The organism is Streptomyces sp. NPDC054796, assembly GCF_053611545.1.
This window is the reverse complement of the sequence record NZ_JBSHAO010000011.1, coordinates 1-13,208: the sequence shown is the minus strand read 5'-3', so window position 1 is coordinate 13,208 and position 13,208 is coordinate 1. Positions and strand designations below refer to the sequence as shown.

The window sequence follows — 13,208 nt, the reverse complement described above, 5'->3', positions numbered from 1 at the left end:
GCGTGGGTGCGGGCGAGGCTCAGGCCGCCGTGACGCCGTTCAGCGCGCCGTGCGGGTCGAGCACGTACTTGCGGCTCGCCCCCTGGTCGAACTCCGCGTAGCCGCGCGGCGCCTCCTCCAGCGGGATGACGGTGGCGTTGACGGCGCGGGCGATGCGCACCCGGTCGTGGAGTATCGCCATGCTGAGCTGCCGGTGGTACGTCATCACCGGGCACTGTCCCGTGGTGAAGCTGTGGCTCTTGGCCCAGCCGAGGCCCAGCCGTACCTTCAGCGAGCCCGTCCGCGCGTCGGCGTCGATGCCGCCCGGGTCCTCGGTGACGTAGAGGCCGGGGACACCGATGCTGCCGCCAGCGCGGGCCAGCCCCATCAGCGAGTTGAGGACGGTGGCCGGGGCCTCCTCCGCGTCCGCGCCGTGCGCCCTGGCTTCAAACCCGACGGCGTCGACGGCCGCGTCCACCTCCGGTTCGCCGAGCACCTCGGCGATCTGCTCGCCCGGTTCGCCGCGCGTCAGATCGACGGTCTCGCAGCCGAAGCTGCGGGCCTGGGCCAGCCGCTCCGCGTTGAGGTCGCCGACGAAGACGACGGCGGCGCCCAGAAGCTGCGCGGAGGCGGCCGCGGCGAGCCCGACGGGCCCCGCGCCCGCCACGTACACCGTGCTGCCCACCCCGGCCCCCGCCGTGACGGCGCCGTGGAAGCCCGTCGGGAAGATGTCCGAGAGCATCGCGAGGTCCAGCAGCCTCTCGCGCGCGGCCTCGCGGTCCGGGAAGCGGAGCAGGTTGAAGTCCGCGTACGGCACCATCGCGTACTCCGCCTGCCCGCCGACCCAGCCGCCCATGTCCACATAGCCGTACGCGGCACCGGGCCTGGCCGGGTTGACGTGGAGACAGATGCCGGTCTTGCGCTCCTTGCAGTTGCGGCACCGGCCGCAGGCGATGTTGAAGGGGACGGAGACGATGTCGCCCACCTCGGTGAACTCCACGTCGGGGCCGCGCTCGATCACCTCACCGGTGATCTCGTGACCGAGCACGAGGTTCTCGGGCGCCGTCGTCCGGCCGCGGACCATGTGCTGGTCGCTGCCGCAGATGTTGGTGGCGAGCACCTTGAGGATCACACCGTGCCGGCAGGTGCGGCCGACGTTCTCCGGTGCCACGCCGGGGCCGTCGCGCAACTCCAGTGACGGATAGTCGATGGTCTGCACCTCCACGGTGCCCGGCTTGAGGTACGCCACTGCCCTGTTGCCGCTCATGTGCTGTCCCTCCGTCGTGGCGTGCTGGGTGCTGGGTGCTGGGTGCTCGGTGCTGAGGTGGGGCGGTACGTGGGGCGGAGTCTGCTCCCGTGACCCGGTGCTGACCACCCTTCGCGCAACGTTCAACTACCGGCGTCGACGGCACCCTCGCGTCTCCCGGCGTCCCGGTCTCGCGTCGGCGCACAGCCCCAGCACGGACAGGGCACCCCAGCCGACGGACACGGCGACGGCCTTCACCCGCTTGTCGCGGTCGGGCAGCGTCGCGCCGAGCAGGAGAGCGTCGCCGAAGTCGGCCGCGACGCGCAGGAGCGCCGCCGTGCGCAGCGCCTCGCCCTCCGGTGCGACCGCCATGGCGACACCGCTCGCGGCATCGCGCCAGGCCAGCGGGCGCAGCGAGATCCCCGTCGCCTCGGCCACCTCTCCTTCGCCGTCGACCAGCCCGGACGGGCGCGCCAGCAGCGTCGGCCACGCGGCCACCGCCACCCCGTACACCGCCGTGGCCACCCCGACGGCCCGCAGCACTCCTGCTCCTGCTCGCATTCCGACCCTCTCCCTCTGCGTCGCCCGGTGGGCCAGGTGTCATGTGTGCCCCGCGGGGACGCCCGGTTCACCTGGCCGGGGGAGTGACATAGCGTCTGCGCATGACGGAACTGCTGCACATCACGGAGCGCGTGCTGTGGGACGCCGCTCGCGAGTCGGGCTCGTACGAGATGTCCACACGTGGCCGCACACTCCACGAGGAGGGGTTCATCCACTGCTCGCTACGACACCAGTTGCGGTCCGTCGCCGAAATGCTCTATGGCGCTGACACGGACCCGGCCGACCTGGTGGTCCTCGTCATCGACAGCGACAGGCTGACGGCCCCGGTGCGCTTCGAGCCACCCGCGCCCGGCGCGGACGAGGAGTTCCCGCACCTCTATGGGCCGCTGCCGGTCGACGCGGTCGTGGACGTGGAGGAGTGGCACCCGTAGCCGCCCCCCCCCACGCCCAGGACGGGGGTGCCTGCCCCGGCGCCGACGCGGGGTCCGGGCGCCGGGCGCCGTGCTGCCGGGGCAGGCGTTCAGGGTGTGACGGTGGTGAGTTGGAGTGTGCGTCCGCCGACGAGGGGTGCGGTGAGGATGACGGTGCGGCCGTCGTGTTCCAGTGCCTTGCCGATGCGGGTGTGGCGGGCGTGCCACCAGTGGCGGGGGGCGAGCAGTGTGGACAGGCAGTCCCGCGTGGTGCCGTCCACCGCGATGCGTTCGCCCTTGTCGCGCAGGCGCAGGGGGTGGCAGGCGTAGCCGGTGAGAAGTGTCGCGAGGTTGCCTTCCATGATCTCGATGACCTGGCCTGACGGCATGGGGCGGGGGTAGGTGGTGAGGAAGGCGGTGCCGTGTGGGAGTTCGTACATGAGGCGTACGGCGTGGTCCTGGATGCGGCGCATGACGAAGTGTTGCTGCTGGCCGTCGAGGACGGCGACGGGGAAACCTGACGATGTGGCCCAGCCGTGGGGGTCGTAGAAGACATCCTCGGGGTCGGCCGGGATGAGGACGGTGTGGTCGCGAGGCACGGGATTGCTCCAGATCAGTGGCGGGTGAGGGTCACGGTGTGCGCACTGCACGCAGGGTGGGCGGCGCGGGTTCGGTGTCGGTGTGGGTGGGGCGCTTGCCCGCGCCGGAGAGGACGGCGATGGCGCGGGCCAGTTCCTCACCGGTCACGCTGATGCGGTCCAGGGCGTACCCGACGTAGCGCCGGTGACGTGCGCACAGCCACAGCGGCCCTGCGATGACGTGTTCGCGTACGTCGCCTTCGTGCCGGTCCTCGGCAACCTCGCACTCGTGCGGCGCGCTCATCGTGCCGCCTCCGGGGTCCGGGCGCGGGCGGCGTCCTCGACAGCGATGTCGGCCGCACACCCGTCGCAGACCATCACGGGGACCGTGCGCGAACGCCGCTCCGGCCGTAGGGCTCGCTCATCACCGGAGCACAGGTTGAGGGCGGTTCGTGTACCCGGAGCCCGACGGCACCGGAAACAACGCGGAGAGGACTCACCCACCGGGCTGTCTCCCCGGCCCGTGTGCGGCAGCGGTGGCACATGCATGGCGGGAACACCTGGGAGATCAGGGGCCCTCCAGGCGTCGGGTCCACCGCGCGCAGGTCGGTACGCGCACCCGTCCGCCCATCGATCCGGTACACCCGCAGTGTCATGACCGGCTTACGTTCCTCTGCCACCATCCGGAAGGCGGTACTTTTCACCATGTTGATGCTCCTCGACAGCGTTGACGCCGCCCTCGGGCTGTCGGGAGCAGCTTCAAGGGCCCGTTACGCAATCGTCCGCACTGGTCACGGGCAGCGCATCGACACAGTCAGACATCTACGGACATCTCTCTGTCCGCAGGTGGGGAGTGCTGTCATGCTGTCGGCATGGTGAATGAGCGCTTACGACGAGCGATGCACCGCGCCGGACTTGATGTCGGCACTCTCGCCTCCGCAGCCGAGGTCTCCACCAAGAGCGTTGAACGGTGGATTTCCGGTGACTCCGTTCCCTATCCCCGCACGCGATACCGCGTCGCCGCGATCCTCCAGGAGGACGAGTCCTACCTGTGGCCCGACGTGGGGAACGCCGCCTCGCTCGCAGGCGCGGAACTCGTCGCGACCTACCCCCGGCGCAGCGACGTCCCCCGCCACCTGTGGACCGAACTCCTGCGTGCGGCCGACCGCGACATCGATCTCCTCGCGTTCGCCGGTCTCTTCCTCACCGAGGAACACCCCGACTGGCTGCCGACTCTCGCCCAGAAAGCCGAACACGGCGCCCGCGTGCGGCTCCTCCTCGGCGACCCTGACGGTGAACAGCTCGCCTCGCGAGACCGCGAGTACCGCATTGGCGGCGGCGTCGCAGGCCGGGTCGCCTCTGTCCTCGCCTACTACGGTGACCGGATGCCCGCTTCCGTCGAGGTGCGGTTGCACGACACCCCGCTGTACAACAGCATCTACCGCTTCGACGACGAGATGATCGTCAACGTCCACGCCTACGGTGTGCTCGCCGCCTATACGCCGACGCTGCATCTGCGGCGGATGGACGGTCAGTTCTTCCACACCTACGTCGAGTCGTACGAGCGGGTATGGGCCTCGGCCCGGCCCGTCAGCCTGGAGAACCCGGAGGAGGGGCGATGAAGGGGACGCGGAGGATCGACCACTGGCGGGACCCGGACGCGCCGCAGCCGACCAGCCGCAAGACCTCGGCCAGCGTCTTCGTCCGTGACGAGGACGGCCGCCTGCTGATGCTTCGCCGGGTTGACAACGACTTGTGGACCATCCCCACCGGCGGCGTGAAGAAGGGCGAGACCGTCGGGCAGGCCGGAGTCCGGGAGTGCAGGGAAGAGACCGGGCTCGATGTCGAGGTGGTGGGCCTGGTCGGGGTGTTCTCCACCCCCGACCACGTGATCGTCTACATGCATGGTGACCACGTGGACGAGGTGCGGCAGCCGATCAACATCTGCTTGCGGGCCCGGCTGCTCGGCGGGGAGGTACGGCCCCAGTTGGACGAGGCGGCCGAAGTGCGCTGGATCGACCCGGCCGAGCTGGACGCCTACCCGGTGCACCCCGCGCTGCTGGAGCGCATCAGGCACGGGCTGACCTCAGCGACCCCCTACATCACCTGAGCCCGCGCACCCCCACCTCGGCGCGCTCCAGCGAACCGTGCACGAGCGAGCCGTTCGCCTCATGCCACCGCAGCGCGGATCCCGTCGGACACCACCGCGGCGACTGCGCGAGCGGTGTCCGACGGGACGTTGAAGGGGTGATCACGCGGCGGTCATCCGTGATTCCCCGTTTTCCGTGAGGCTTTCCGGAAAGCCGTCACCGAACTCACGGGAACCCCCTGGTTTCTCCACGGAAATGCCTCCTGCATCCCCCTACATTTCCCCCGGTTCTTCCGTGGGAGAGTTCCCCCCCCGTGTGTGATGATCCCTTTTTCCCTCGCGGGGCGGATCAGCAGTCCAGATAGGCCACGTGAATCCAGACTCCCGTCCTGCCGCCCCACAGGTCACCCATCACCCAGCTACCCTCCTTGCCCTTGGCGTTCATCTTCTGGCCCTTGTTCACCTGGCCCAGCACCGGATAGTTGCTGCCGGGTCCGCCCCGGTAGTTGACGCCGTTGTCGTTGACCGTGCACACGTGGGCAAGCTGCTGAGCAGCGGGCTGGGACGACTGGGCCGACGGTGCGGCCGTGGCGGCGACGGGTGCCAGAGTGAGGGTGAGCGCCGCGCATGCCGCGACGGCTCCGGCGCGGTGGAGGATTTTCGCCGAGATAGTCATTCTTTTCCTTCCCCGTGCTCCTTTTCTCGCGCCCGTGAAATATTTGGGCACGGGAAAAGGAGGTCGAATGGGCTCGTGATGGTGAGATGCCCGTTCGCTTTCCGCCTGCGATGAGCGGAGGTCGGATGCGACCGGGTGAAAGGAATTCTTGTCCCTCACGCCCGCCTTTGGTATCCCTCGATCGTGTGAGGTTATTCCAGGGTGATCCTCTGAAGGGGAAAGGAATTACCGGAAAGGAAATCCTTGGCCATGGAAGGTGACGCGGAGGGAGTGACGCAGGTCTCTAGACAGGTCCAGACAGGTAGGTCTACGGTGCGGACATGTCCGAACAGGCTCGTAAGCACCAGCGCGTGGCCAGGGTTCTCGGCCGCGAGATCAGGGCGGGCGCCCTGCGCACTGGAAGCCGTCTCCCGGGGGAGCACGCACTGACCCAGCGCTTCTCCGTCAGCCGCGCCACCGTCCGCGAGGCACTGCGCGCGCTCAACGACGAGGGGCTGATCGCCACCCATGCGGGCATCGGCTCGTTCGTCACCTTCGACGGCACCCCGCTGGACAACCGGCACGGCTGGACCCAGTCCCTCGTGGACCAGGGCGCGTCGCCCACCACCACTGTCCTGCGCCTCGACGTCGCCCATGACACGGCGCTCGCCGCCGAACTCGGCCTGTCCGACGAGCGCTTCCTCGCCCTGGACCGCCTCCGCACGCTGCCCGACGGCGCGCACGTCTCCCTCGAACGCAGCCGTGTCCCCCTCCACCCCGGTCTTGAGGAGGTACCCGAGCGCGGGCTGGCCGACGGATCGCTCACCCGCACCCTCGCCGAGGCGGGCCTGGTCGTGGCGTCGGGCGAGCAGCGCGCCACCGCCGTCCCCCTCGCACCCGGCGACGCCGCCACCCTGGGCAGGCCGTCCGGCACATCGTTCCTGCGGGTGCGGCGCACGGGGCGCGGGCCCGACGGCGGTCTCGTCGAGCACGTCGTCAGCCTCCTGGACCCCGCCCACTTCGAGCTGCGTACGCGCTTCGGAGAGGCCACGGCACCCTGACACCCCCGCACCCTGACACCCCCGCACGCCGCCCCCCCGGCCCCGCACTCACAACACACCCCGCCCCACCAGCAGAAACAGCGCACATGAACCACGCCACCCGCCGCACCGACCGTGCCCTCGGCGCCTTCTACGGACTCGCACTCGGCGACGCCCTCGGCATGCCCACCCAGATCATGTCCCGTCGGGCCATCACGGCCCGCTTCGGCCGGATCACCGGCTTCGAGCCGGGCCCGTCGGACAACCCCGTCGCCGCCGGAATGCCCGCAGGATCGGTCACCGACGACACCGAACAGGCCGTCGTCGTCGGGCAGTTGCTCATCGGCTCGGCCGGACGTATCGACCCCGTACAACTGGCCTCCGAACTCCTCGACTGGGAGAAGGAGATGAAGGCCAAGGGCTCCTTCGACCTCCTCGGCCCCTCCACCAAGGCGGCACTGGACGCCGTCGCACGCGGCGTACCGGTCACCGAGACCGGCAAGAGCGGCACCACCAACGGCGCCGCCATGCGCGTCACCCCCGTCGGGATCGCCTTCCCCGTCGAGCCGCTCGACGGCTTCCTCGACCACGTCGTCGAGTCCTGCCAGGTCACCCACGACACCACCCTGGGCATCGCGAGCGCCGCTGCCGTGGCGGCGGCCGTCAGCGTCGCCGTCGAGGGGCACGGGCTGGCAGCCGCGATGGACGCGGCCGAGGAGGCAGCCGCCGCCGGAGCCCGTCGCGGCCACTGGGCCGCGGGCGCCGACATCGCCGCGCGCATCCGCTGGGCACGCGGACTCGTCGCCGGACGAGACGAGGACGAGGCGGTGGACACCATCAGCGCACTGGTCGGCACCAGCGTCGCCAGCCAGGAGTCCGTGCCCGCGGCCTTCGCCGTGCTCGCCCTCGCGGGCGACGACCCCTGGCGCACCTGCCTGCTCGCCGCGAACCTCGGCGGCGACTGCGACACCATCGGCGCCATCGCCGGAGCCGTCTCCGGCGCCGCCGCGGGTCTGACGGGCCTCCCCGCCGAAGCCGTCACCACCCTCCGTACCGTCAACGACCTGGACCTCGACCCCCTCGTCGACGCCCTACTCGCCCTCCGCGCCGCCTGACGGGCCGCGCCGCCGCCGGACCGACATGGCACCGGCGGCCCCTCCCCGCACCCCTGAACCTGAACCGAACCGTAAGGAGGTTCCGTCATGAGCGGCTCAAGGACGAGCGAGCGTGTCGGTGCCGTCGAAACCCGGGGCATCGAGCCGGTGCCCGACGCCGAACGGCACGGCCGGGCCAGCCAGATGTTCTGGACGTGGTTCGCCGCCAACATCTCCATCCTGGGACTGCCCCTGGGCGCCACCCTGGTGGCCTTCCGCGGCCTCAACATCTGGCAGGCGGCGCTCGTGGCCGTGATCGGAGCCTTCGGCTCGTTCGCGCTCGTCGGCGCGCTGAGCATCGCGGGCAAGCGCGGCGGCGCACCCGCGCTCACCCTCTCCCGCGCCGTCTTCGGTGCCCGTGGCAACACCGGGCCCACCCTGGTGACCTGGCTGAGCCGGGTCGGCTGGGAGACCATCAACACCACGACCGCCGCCTACGCGCTGCTCTCGCTGCTGGCCATCGCCTTCGGGGTACGTCAGAACACCGTGCTGACGCTGCTCTGCCTGCTGGTCTTCATCGCCTGCACGCTCCTGATCAGCGGCCTCGGGCACGCCACCATCATGTGGATCAACCGCTGGGCCACCTGCCTCTTCGGGCTGCTCAACCTCCTGGTGATGGGCTTCCTCGTCGCCACCGTCGACTGGACGAAGGTCGCCCACGCGCCCGCAGCGCCGCTCAGCGCCGTCATCGGCGGCATCGGGGTCATCGCCGCCGGCACCGGCATCGGCTGGGCCAACGCGGGCGCCGACTACGCCCGTTACTTGCCCCGTCGCATACCGGGCGGCAGGCTCGTCGTCGCCTCGGCAGCGGGCGCGGGCATCCCGCTGATGCTGCTCATCTCGCTGGGCTCACTGCTCTCGGCGGGCGACGACAGCCTCGCCACCTCCGCCGACCCGGTCTCGGCCATCAACACGATGCTCCCCTCGTGGATGTCCGTGCCCTACCTGATCGCGGCCTTCGGCGGGCTCCTGCTCTCCAACCATCTCTCCGTCTACTCGGCCGGACTGACCCTGGTCACCCTGGGGCTGCGCACCCGGCGCACCGTCGCCGTCGGCATCGACGTCGTCCTCACCTTCGCGGGCGGCATCTACTTCATGCTCGTCGCGAAGGACTTCTACGGCCCCTTCACCACCTTCCTCACCCTCCTCGCCGTCCCCATCACCGCGTGGGTCGGTGTCTTCGCCGTCGACATGCTGCGCCGACGCGCGTACGACGCCGAGGGGCTGATGGACACGCGCCGAGGCAGCCGCTACTGGTACCGGGGCGGCTTCGCCTGGCCCGCCGTCGCCGCGTGGGCCGTCGCGATCGTCGTCGGGCTGCTGCTGACGGAGGCGAAGACCAGCGACACGGACATCTGGTTCTCCGGCCCCTTCTCGCACAGTTGGCTCGGCGCGAACGGGCTCGGCTGGGCCGTCACCTTCGCCGTCTCGGCCGTCCTGTACGCACTCCTGCGCCCCCTGGACCGCACGGTCACGGACGAGGCGGCGCGCGTGGACGAGGCGGCCCGGACCGCCCAGGAAGAGGAGACGATCCCCGCATGACCACTCCGGCCCCCTCTCCGGCCCCTTCTCCGGCCCCCTCCTCGACACCGGCCCCGGCCCCGCGCCTCGTCCTCGCGGGCAACGTCATCGTCGACGTCGTCCTGCGCGTCCCCCACCTCCCCGAACGCGGTTCCGACGTGCTCGCCTCGGCCCACGGGCTCACCGCGGGCGGCGGCTTCAACGTGCTGGCCGCGGCGCGACGGCTCGGGCTGCCCGCGCTGTACGGGGGAGCGCACGGCACAGGGCCGTTCGGCGACCGCGTCCGCGCGGCGCTCGCGGCCGAGGGCGTCGAGACCGTCCTGCCCCCGCGCGAGGAGGGCGACAGCGGATTCTGCGTCGCGCTGGTCGACGGCGACGGAGAGCGCACCTTCGCCACGGCCCTGGGCGTGGAGGCGTCGCTGACCGCCGAGGACACCGCCGCGCTGGCCCGACGGCTGCGTCCCGGCGACCTCGTGCAACTCTCCGGGTACGGGCTCGCCCACCCCGGCAGCGGCCCCACGCTGGCACGGTTCGCCGTAGGGCTTCCCCCGGACGTGACGCTCTGCTTCGACCCGGGCCCGCTGGTCGACGGCATCCCCGACGAGGTCCTGGCCCCCGTGCTGGCCCGCTGCGACTGGCTCAGCGCGAACCGGCGCGAGGCCCGGTTGCTCACGGGTGTCGAGGACGAGCAGGGCGCCACGGCGGCGCTCCGGGAGCGCCTGGGCACGAGCGGCGCCAGCCGGGCAGGGGCCGGTGGCGTTGTCGTGCGCGGTGACGCCTCCGGCTGCTGGGTCGCCGCACCGGGCGAGGCCCCCGTCCACGTACCGGGCCGCCCCGTCGAGGCCGTGGACAGCAACGGCGCGGGCGACGCGCACGTCGGGGCCTTCCTCGCCTTCCTTGCCCGTGGCGCGGGGCCGCGGGAGGCGGCGCGCGCCGCCAACGTCGCGGCCTCCCTCGCGGTGACCCGGCACGGGCCGGCCACGGGGCCCACCCGCGAGGAACTGGCCACGGTCCTGGGCCCGGGAGACCCGCTGACCGCACTCTGACGGAGACGGCGCACCGCGCGCGGCGGGGCGGCAGGCGGACCACGGCCGCAGCGACGATCATGCTGAGAGGCGGCGGCCCGGTGCCGTGCGGCCTGGCGACGTCGGACCGTGAGTCTCGTGAAGGGCCACCGCGCATGCACCCGTGCCCCAGCAGCCCCAGCAACCCGCGCGAAGTCCTCGTCGTCGGCGCCGGCCTGGCCGGTCTCGCCTGCGCCCTCGACCTGCGCGCGGCCGGAGTCCCGGTGCGGGTCCTGGAGGCGGGTGACGCGGTCGGCGGCCGGATGCGCTCGGACGTGGCCGACGGCTTCCGCCTGGACCGGGGCTTCCAGGTCTGCAACACCTCCTATCCCCAGCTCAGGCGCCGCCTCGACCTGCGAGCGCTGGGACTGCGCCGCTTCACACCCGGCGCGCTGATCCGCACGGACGCCGGGATGCGGCGCTTCAGCGACCCCACGCGCGGCCTGCGCGGCTGCGCCGACCTCCTTCCTGGACGCATGGCCTCGGGCCGCGACCTGGCGGCGGTCGCCCGGTTGGCGGTACGGGACATGGCGGGGCCGATGCGGGTGGTGAAAGGCGGCGGGGACCGTACGACACGCGCCGAACTCGCGGAGGCGGGCATCTCCGAGGAGTTCGTCGAGACGTTCTTCCGGCCCTTCCTCTCGGGCGTCTTCCTGGAGGACGGACTGGAGACCTCCAGCCGCTTCTTCCACCTGGTGTGGCGCAGCATGCTGCGCGGGACGCTGTGCCTGCCAGAGGAGGGAATCGGTGCCGTGCCCGCACAGCTCGCCGACGGGCTGCCTCCGGGGACGCTGCGGTTCGGGGCGCCCGTCGCGCGGCTGACGGAGGACGGCGTGACACTGGCCGACGGCACCGAGGTGTCCGGTGCCGTCGTCGTGGTGGCCACGGGCGCCGCCGACGCCGAAAGGCTCCTGCCCGGCCTCCGCGTACCCCCGTCCCGCACCGTGACGACGCACTACCACGCGGCGCCCGCCTCCCCGCTGCGCGAACCGACGCTCGTCATCGACGCGCGGCGCCGCTTCCTCAACACCTGCGTCCTCAGCGAGGTGGCGCCCGCCTACGCGCCCGACGGCAGGGCGCTGATCTCGACCTCCGTGCTGGGGGAGTGCCCCACGGGCTGGGAGCCGCCGCTGCGCTCGGCGCTCGCCGACGTCTACGGCACCGACACCTCGGACTGGGAGCACGTCGCCTCCTACACGGTCAAGGACGCGCTCCCCGCCATGCCGCCGCCCCAGCCCCTGACCCGCACCTGCCGCTTCACAAAGGGCCGCTACGTGTGCGGGGACCACCGCGCGACCGGCTCCGTACAGGGAGCGCTCGCCTCGGGCACGCGGGCTGCCCGTGAGGTGGTCGCGGACATCGCACGGGGCGCGGTCGACGCGGGTTGACGGGTTGACGGGTTGACGGGTTGACGAGGTGACGGGCTGGCGAGGTGACGCGGGCGTCCGGCCCAGGGCACTTCTTCCGGACCGGAGACGGTCCTGTCCGTCGGCGCGGGATCCGGAAGAAGGGCCCTGGCCCGTTCACCGGGTGAGCCTCAGCTCACCGCCTGCTTCACCAGCGCGGCGATCCGCGCCTCCGCCTCGGCCGTCACCTCGTTCAGGGCGAATCCGGCTGCCCACATCGTGCCCTCGTCCAGCTTCGCCTGGTCGCTGAACCCGAGCGTCGCGTAGCGCGCCTTGAACTTCTCCGCGCTCTGGAAGAAGCAGACCACCTTGCCGTCCAGCGCGTAGGCGGGCATCCCGTACCAAAGCTTCGGCGCGAGCACCGGGGCGTTGGCCGTGATGACGGCATGGACGCGCTCGGCCATGATCCGGTCCGAGTCCCCCATCTCGGCGATCTTCGCGAGCACGTCCCGTGCCGCCTCCGCCGCCTTGTCCGCACGCGAGCTACGGCGCGCTGCCGTCTTCAGTTCTTGGGCGTGGTCCTTCATCGCGGCCCGCTCCTCGGCCGTGAATCCCTCGTGCGTGCCGCTCTTGGTGCTGTTCATGGCGGATTCCCCTTTGAGGGTCTTGAAGTGCTGGATCTTGGACGCGTGGACGGCGACATGCCGCCACACTCGACAACGGCACGGATCGTGCCGATCGAGACTGAATCCTGCGTGCGGCCCGCGATATTGTCAACGGCACGGCTTGTGCCGTTAGAGTGGCGACATGACTGACACGCCCGCCACGCCGAGGCGCCGAGGCGCCGCGCGCACCGAAGAACTGCTGGAGGTGACCCTCGATCTGGCTGCGGAGGTCGGTTACGCGGGCCTGAGCATCGAGGCGGTCGGCCGAAGGGCCGGGGTCGGAAAACACACGATCTACCGGCGCTGGCCATCCATGTCGGCGCTGCTGCTCGACGCGCTCAGCCGCGTGTGGATCAGCGACCTGGACTACCGCGACAGCGGGGACGTCCGCGCGGACCTGCGCGAACAGTTCCTGCGCTCGGGCCTCGCCCTGTCCAGCCCGCCCATCGGCCCCGTCTACCGTGCCGTCATCGCCGAGGCACAGGCTGATCCCACACTGCGGGCAACCCTGCACGAACGATTCCTGGTCACCGTCGAGCAGCGCACCCTCGACCGGATCACCCGCGCCCAGCGCACCGGAGAACTGACCGCGGAAGCGAACCTGGAATTCGCCGCCGAGGTGCTGTGCGGCACGCTGTACTACCGCAGCCTGCTGTCGACCCGGCCCATCGACGAGGACGCGGTCGACGGGCTGCTGGACATGTTCATGGCCGCGTACGGAACCAGCGGTGAGGGCTCGGCCGCATGAGCCGGACCTGCTCTCCCGGTCCGTTGCCACTGGCCGCCGGAGAGGTCGCTGCCGCCCCGGTCGGAGCTGGTGGCCAAGGCGGGGCAAAAACATTTGGCGCCCGGGCGAGGCCGGCCCTCCACTGGTGAGTAGCGGGGACAGGATTTGAACCT

The 13,208-nt window shown here is 71.4% G+C and carries 15 protein-coding genes; 9 read left to right on the top strand and 6 right to left on the bottom strand.

The window, feature by feature from the left end; translation table 11 throughout:
- Positions 1-19: 19 nt before the first annotated feature.
- Together fdhA and ACWGJ2_RS11770 are read right to left on the bottom strand one after the other, a co-directional pair.
- Positions 20-1,246, bottom strand: coding sequence for a formaldehyde dehydrogenase, glutathione-independent (gene fdhA / locus ACWGJ2_RS11775; RefSeq protein ID WP_453345876.1), 1,227 nt, complete (start codon positions 1,244-1,246; stop codon positions 20-22).
- 126 nt (positions 1,247-1,372) lie between these two features.
- Positions 1,373-1,786, bottom strand: coding sequence for a hypothetical protein (locus ACWGJ2_RS11770; RefSeq protein ID WP_453345875.1), 414 nt, complete (start codon positions 1,784-1,786; stop codon positions 1,373-1,375).
- 101 nt (positions 1,787-1,887) lie between these two features.
- Here ACWGJ2_RS11770 and ACWGJ2_RS11765 point away from each other — a divergent pair, with 101 nt between their 5' ends.
- Positions 1,888-2,217, top strand: coding sequence for a DUF952 domain-containing protein (locus ACWGJ2_RS11765; RefSeq protein ID WP_453345874.1), 330 nt, complete (start codon positions 1,888-1,890; stop codon positions 2,215-2,217).
- 89 nt (positions 2,218-2,306) lie between these two features.
- Here the strand turns inward: ACWGJ2_RS11765 and ACWGJ2_RS11760 are convergent, their stop codons facing one another.
- Both ACWGJ2_RS11760 and ACWGJ2_RS11755 read right to left on the bottom strand, forming a co-directional pair.
- A complete protein-coding gene (locus ACWGJ2_RS11760; protein ID WP_453345873.1) occupies positions 2,307-2,795 on the bottom strand; it encodes a hypothetical protein in 489 nt (162 codons plus the stop codon).
- Between the two features lie 31 nt (positions 2,796-2,826).
- Complete coding sequence (locus ACWGJ2_RS11755; protein ID WP_453345872.1) at positions 2,827-3,078, bottom strand: hypothetical protein; 252 nt, start codon at positions 3,076-3,078, stop codon at positions 2,827-2,829.
- Positions 3,079-3,646: 568 nt separating this feature from the next.
- Between ACWGJ2_RS11755 and ACWGJ2_RS11750 the strand changes: the two genes are divergently transcribed.
- Positions 3,647-4,396, top strand: coding sequence for an XRE family transcriptional regulator (locus ACWGJ2_RS11750; RefSeq protein ID WP_453345871.1), 750 nt, complete (start codon positions 3,647-3,649; stop codon positions 4,394-4,396).
- Positions 4,393-4,884 (top strand): NUDIX domain-containing protein, encoded by a 492-nt coding sequence (locus ACWGJ2_RS11745; protein ID WP_453345870.1) that lies wholly within the window; start codon positions 4,393-4,395, stop codon positions 4,882-4,884. The genes ACWGJ2_RS11750 and ACWGJ2_RS11745 overlap by 4 nt, the downstream gene beginning before the upstream one ends.
- A gap of 328 nt (positions 4,885-5,212) precedes the next feature.
- On the opposite strand, the gene ACWGJ2_RS11740 is transcribed toward ACWGJ2_RS11745, so the two are convergent.
- Positions 5,213-5,539: an SH3 domain-containing protein gene (locus ACWGJ2_RS11740; RefSeq protein WP_453345869.1), complete on the bottom strand. Its 327-nt coding sequence runs from the start codon at positions 5,537-5,539 to the stop codon at positions 5,213-5,215.
- Between the two features lie 320 nt (positions 5,540-5,859).
- Between ACWGJ2_RS11740 and ACWGJ2_RS11735 the strand changes: the two genes are divergently transcribed.
- From ACWGJ2_RS11735 to ACWGJ2_RS11715, 5 genes are all read left to right on the top strand, one after another.
- On the top strand, positions 5,860-6,579 hold the full coding sequence (locus ACWGJ2_RS11735; protein WP_453345868.1) for a GntR family transcriptional regulator: 720 nt from the start codon (positions 5,860-5,862) through the stop codon (positions 6,577-6,579).
- An 86-nt stretch (positions 6,580-6,665) separates the two neighbouring features.
- Positions 6,666-7,673 carry an ADP-ribosylglycohydrolase family protein gene (locus ACWGJ2_RS11730; RefSeq protein ID WP_453345867.1) on the top strand — a complete coding sequence of 336 codons (1,008 nt, stop codon included), beginning with the start codon at positions 6,666-6,668 and terminating at the stop codon, positions 7,671-7,673.
- Between the two features lie 87 nt (positions 7,674-7,760).
- A complete protein-coding gene (locus tag ACWGJ2_RS11725; RefSeq protein WP_453345866.1) occupies positions 7,761-9,254 on the top strand; it encodes a purine-cytosine permease family protein in 1,494 nt (497 codons plus the stop codon).
- Complete coding sequence (locus ACWGJ2_RS11720) at positions 9,251-10,279, top strand: PfkB family carbohydrate kinase (RefSeq protein ID WP_453345865.1); 1,029 nt, start codon at positions 9,251-9,253, stop codon at positions 10,277-10,279. The genes ACWGJ2_RS11725 and ACWGJ2_RS11720 overlap by 4 nt, the downstream gene beginning before the upstream one ends.
- A 134-nt stretch (positions 10,280-10,413) precedes the next feature.
- Positions 10,414-11,685 (top strand): NAD(P)/FAD-dependent oxidoreductase, encoded by a 1,272-nt coding sequence (locus tag ACWGJ2_RS11715; protein WP_453345864.1) that lies wholly within the window; start codon positions 10,414-10,416, stop codon positions 11,683-11,685.
- A 149-nt stretch (positions 11,686-11,834) separates the two neighbouring features.
- Here the strand turns inward: ACWGJ2_RS11715 and ACWGJ2_RS11710 are convergent, their stop codons facing one another.
- Entirely contained in the window at positions 11,835-12,287 is a 453-nt protein-coding gene (locus tag ACWGJ2_RS11710; protein ID WP_453345863.1) for an iron chaperone, read from the bottom strand.
- Positions 12,288-12,450: 163 nt separating this feature from the next.
- Between ACWGJ2_RS11710 and ACWGJ2_RS11705 the strand changes: the two genes are divergently transcribed.
- Positions 12,451-13,056, top strand: a complete 606-nt coding sequence (locus tag ACWGJ2_RS11705) for a TetR/AcrR family transcriptional regulator (protein ID WP_453345862.1) — start codon at positions 12,451-12,453, stop codon at positions 13,054-13,056.
- The last annotated feature ends 152 nt before the right edge of the window (positions 13,057-13,208 follow it).